Below are 4,320 nucleotides of genomic sequence, written 5' to 3'. Positions count from 1 at the left end.
GGATGTCGGGGCTCGAGTTGCAGAAGCAGCTGGCCCCTGCGGGGATAGCGGCTCCCGCTATCTTCATCACCGCTCACGACGATCCCCAGGCACGCGAGCAGGCGTACGCGTCGGGCTGCGCCGGCTACTTCCGCAAGTCGGATTCCGGAAGCGAAGTACTCGAAGCGATTCGCCGCGTGGTTGTTCCACCCCCGGCTCTGCAGTGAGGCACCGACCATGAACTGGATCACCGTTGCCTGGCCGATGGTGGCCGCTGCGTCCCTCACGCTGGGCTTGATCAACTTGAGCATCGGCGTCGCCCAGCCCCCGCGAGCGGCCCGCCTGCTGTTTTCCCTGAACGCCTTTTCCGTCGCCTGCATTGCCGGGGTGGAACTGGCGCTCATGCGCGCGGACAGCCCGGCCCACTTCGCGGCAATATTGCCCTGGGGGAGTGTCGTGTCCTGGGTGATCATCGCATCGCTGGCGGCATTCATCTGGGTATTCTTCGACTCCGGAAACAAGTGGCTCGCGCTCGCGGGCCCCGGCCTGTTTGCCGTGGCGCGGATGTACGACTTCGGTCCAGGGTCGAGCATCCATTATCTGAAGATCACCGGGCTCAGAACTGTGGAGACGTTCGGCGGTGCAACCTATAAAGTGGCCGAAGGTGTGCCCAACCCCTGGAATGCGATCTCATACCTGGGGGTGTTGGTGCTGCTCGTTTTCGTAGTGGATGCCTCGGTGAGGCTGTGGCGCCGCGGCGGGCGCCGGCGTGCCGCCGTCGTCGGAGGCAGCGTCACGTTTACCATCCTGGCGGCGGGCGCGCATGGGGCTCTGATCGAGAGCGGAATCGTGCAAACGCCCTATCTGATCAGTTGGGCCTACCTGGCCATCCTGGTCGCGATGGGATATGAATTGAACGCTGACGTTATTGCCGCGGTGGAACTTGGCCGCCAGGTGCAGGAAGGTGAGCGGCGCATGGACCTCGCCAGCGGCGCTGCCGGCCTGGGGATGTGGACCTGGGACATCGCCCGCGACACGATCTGGGCTACGAGCAAGACCCGCTCGCTGTTCGGCATCCCGGAGTCGGAGGGCCTGAGCTTGCCGCGCTTCATGAGCGCGCTGCATTCCGACGACCGTGATGCCGTGCGGCAAGCCATCGAGATTTCGCTGGCGACTGACCGTGACTATGACGTGGAGTATCGCGTGCGGCTTCCCGACGGGCAGATTCGCTGGATCGCGGCGCGCGGGCGGGCCGAGCGTGACTCCGCGGGCAAGCCGGTTCTCATGCGTGGCGTGGTGCTCGACATCTCGGCGCGACGCCGCTCGGAACTGGAGTTGCAACAATTGCAAGGCCAGCTCGCGCACGTAGGCCGGGTCTCGATGATGGGGCAACTCGCTTCGGCGCTCGCGCACGAGTTGAGCCAGCCGCTCGGCGCGATCCTGCGCAACGCCGAGGCGGCGGAGCTTTTCCTGCAACACGAAGTGCCGGACCTCGACGAATTGCGCGCCATCCTCGCCGATATCCGCGCGGACAACCAGCGGGCGGGCGACGTGATCGAGCGGCTGCGAGGGATGCTCAAACGACGCAGCATCGAGCCACGCGCGCTGGCCGTAGGGCGACCTGCTGGGCGCGGTCGCGGCGCTCACGCGCGCGAATGCGGCCGTGCGCCAGGTCACGCTTGATATCGAGGCCGCCTCCGATCTGCCGGCGGTGATGGGCGACCGGGTGCACCTCCAGCAGGTGCTGCTCAACCTCGTACTCAACGCGGTGGATGCCGTCGACGGCGCACCCGCCGAGCAGCGGCGGGTGGCGGTGCGAGCCCGGCGCGACGGCGCGCACACCGTCGAAGTGGCGGTGAGCGACTGCGGACACGGCATCGCGCCGGAAAGGCTGGGGCTTCTCTTCGAGCCGTTCTTCACTACGAAAGCAAACGGCATGGGCATGGGGCTGCCCATCTCGCGCACGATCATCGAAGCGCACGGCGGGCGCATCTGGGCGGAGAACAATGCGCAGGCGGGGGCGACGTTCCGGTTTACGCTCCCGGTGGCGGCGGAAACGACAGCGTCGTGAGCGAATCCGCGCCCGTGGTGCATGTCGTCGACGACGACGCTTCTTTCCTGACGGCCGTGTCGCGGCTGCTGCGCGCGGCGGGCTACACGGTGCGGGCATCTTCCAAAGCCGAAGAATTTCTCGCCCAACTGGCCGACACGCCCGGCTGCGTGATCGCGGATTTGCAGATGCCCGGCCTGAGCGGCCTGGACCTGCAGGCGGCACTGACGCGGGCCGGGCACATGCTGCCGGTGATTTTCCTCAGCGGTCACGGCGACATCCCAATAACCGTGCAGGCGATGCGCCAGGGCGCGGAAGACTTTCTCACCAAGCTCGCGCCCAAAGAGGAACTCCTCGATGCGGTGAAACGCGCGCTGGCCCGCGATGCCCGCCAGCGCGCGGAGCGCGCCCGGTTGCGCGAGTTGCGCGCTCGCTTCGATGCCCTCACGCCGCGAGAACGCGGGGTGCTGCAGCATGTCGTGCAGGGAAGGTTGAACAAGCAGATCGCGGCGGACCTGGGCATCAACGAGCGCACCGTGAAGCTTCACCGCACCGCCATCACCACCAAGCTTCACGTGCGATCGGCGGCCGAGCTCGCGCGCCTCGTCCAGGAGGCGGGCGTGTTCGACGAACGTTCGCCGACCTTCCCTAAGGGGCTATAATTTGGCGGCGGATGTATTGAAACTCAAGAAAACTGCGTGAAGGAGCATGAGCATGAACACGATGGAAAAAATTGTTGAGGAAGTGCAGACGCTGCCTGAAACGGATGCGCGCGAGGTACTGGATTTTGTCGGCTATCTCAAAGCCAAGCGCGCCCAGATAAAGGCGGCAACTGCGGACATGAGCGAATTCGACCAGTTCGGTGCGGTGTTTGATGGCACATTCAACCGGGACGAATGCTATGACCGCAAAGTGCTTCTCTGACACCAATATCGTCCTCTACACCATCGGGCAGGACATCCGTAAGGCTGGGATTGCGCGCGACATCGTGGCGGCCCGCCCGCTCGTAAGCGCGCAAGTTATCAATGAAGCCATCAACGTCAGCTTGCGGAAACTCGGATTTGACCGCGAGAAGGCTTACGCCTTTGCGGATAGTGTGATGCGGCGCACTGATGTGCTGCCCGTCGATGAAGCCACCATCCGCAAGAGCGGGGAACTGGCCATCCGCTACCAGCTTTCCAACTGGGATGCGCTGATAGCGGCTGCGGCCCTGTTGGCGGAATGCGATACCCTCTATTCAGAAGATATGCAGAATGGGCAAGTGTTTGAGGAGCGGCTGAAGGTGGTCAATCCGTTCCTGTGAAGCTTATTTTGTGGCTGCGCTGGATTCTGACTCCATCTTGATCGAGATTTTCACTTCTTTAGACATGGTGGCATTGCTCGGGTGAGTGGTGATGCCACCATTCCAAAATGGTATCTACCAAGTATTCAAGCAATATCTATCGCATACCTTTAACTTTGCCTCGCTATCGGCTCCATGCAGACAAGGTGACCAGCGCGAACGCGGCGTGCTGCAGCATGTCGTGCAGGGAAGGTTGAACAAGCAGATCGCGGCGGACCTGGGCATCAACGAGCGGACGGTGAAGCTTCACCGCACAGCCATTACCACCAAGCTTCACGTGCGATCGGCGGCCGAGCTCGCGCGCCTCGTCCAGGAGGCGGGCGTGTTCGACGAGCATTCGCCGACCTTCCCTAAGGGGCAGTAGTCGGGCAGCGGCGCGGGCGCTACATTGCCCGAGCCATGCCCAAGAACTCAAAAAATGTTCCGACCCCGAGCCCATGGTTCAGGATGATCAAGGAGTGACGTGGAAGGGGCAAGATACATGATGCGTCCTGCGTCCTGTGAATCTCGTATCACGAATTCCGTAACTCGTATCACGCAACGCAGTTACTACTGAGGAGGATGCAACCATGAAAACCATACGCATACGAAACCTGATGGCAGTTACCTTCTATTGCTTGCTGATGGGCCCGCTTGCGTTGCCGCCCGTCGCCGCGGAAGAGGGTTCCCCGATGGACCGCAGCGTGCTGCCGATCCCGGAGCCGACGTATCCAAAGGTCACCACGCTCGACGCGCGCAACGCCAAGGCGCCGCCGCGATTCGAGGTCAAGGCTCCGGCCAAGGCGCCCAACGTCAGCATCATCCTGGGCGACGACATGGGCTTCGGCCAGCCCAGCGCCTTCGGCGGGCCGATCCACATGCCGACGCTGGAGAAAATGGCCAAGGGCGGGCTGAGCTACAACCAGTTCCACACCACGGCGCTGTGTTCACCGACTCGCGCGGCGCTGCT

Annotated in this window: 8 protein-coding genes; all 8 read left to right on the top strand. The window is 63.4% G+C overall.

Features of this window, described 5'->3' with window-relative positions:
- Window positions 1-206: response regulator (locus tag JHC36_RS09410; protein WP_503007031.1), on the top strand; the 206-nt coding region annotated here is incomplete at its 5' end.
- Window positions 207-216: 10 nt separating this feature from the next.
- A complete protein-coding gene (locus JHC36_RS09405; RefSeq protein WP_287918494.1) occupies window positions 217-1,662 on the top strand; it encodes a PAS domain-containing protein in 1,446 nt (481 codons plus the stop codon).
- Window positions 1,643-2,050, top strand: a complete 408-nt coding sequence (locus JHC36_RS09400) for an ATP-binding protein (RefSeq protein ID WP_287918493.1) — start codon at window positions 1,643-1,645, stop codon at window positions 2,048-2,050. Before JHC36_RS09405 ends, JHC36_RS09400 begins: the two co-directional genes overlap by 20 nt.
- Complete coding sequence (locus JHC36_RS09395; protein WP_287918491.1) at window positions 2,047-2,691, top strand: response regulator transcription factor; 645 nt, start codon at window positions 2,047-2,049, stop codon at window positions 2,689-2,691. The genes JHC36_RS09400 and JHC36_RS09395 overlap by 4 nt, the downstream gene beginning before the upstream one ends.
- Window positions 2,692-2,743: 52 nt before the next feature.
- Window positions 2,744-2,953, top strand: coding sequence for a DUF2281 domain-containing protein (locus JHC36_RS09390; RefSeq protein ID WP_287918489.1), 210 nt, complete (start codon window positions 2,744-2,746; stop codon window positions 2,951-2,953).
- Window positions 2,931-3,332: a PIN domain-containing protein gene (locus JHC36_RS09385; RefSeq protein ID WP_287918487.1), complete on the top strand. Its 402-nt coding sequence runs from the start codon at window positions 2,931-2,933 to the stop codon at window positions 3,330-3,332. The genes JHC36_RS09390 and JHC36_RS09385 overlap by 23 nt, the downstream gene beginning before the upstream one ends.
- Window positions 3,333-3,423: 91 nt before the next feature.
- Complete coding sequence (locus tag JHC36_RS09380; protein WP_287918485.1) at window positions 3,424-3,735, top strand: response regulator transcription factor; 312 nt, start codon at window positions 3,424-3,426, stop codon at window positions 3,733-3,735.
- A 205-nt stretch (window positions 3,736-3,940) separates the two neighbouring features.
- Window positions 3,941-4,320, top strand: a 380-nt coding sequence (locus JHC36_RS09375) for a sulfatase-like hydrolase/transferase (protein WP_287918483.1), incomplete at its 3' end; no start/stop codon positions are given.

Origin of the sequence: Tibeticola sp. (genome assembly GCF_022759015.1) — a bacterium.
GTDB classification, from domain to species: Bacteria; Pseudomonadota; Gammaproteobacteria; order Burkholderiales; family Burkholderiaceae_C; genus Tibeticola; species Tibeticola sediminis.
The sequence above is the reverse complement of the archived record's forward strand: the minus strand, read 5'-3'. Positions and strand labels throughout refer to the sequence as shown.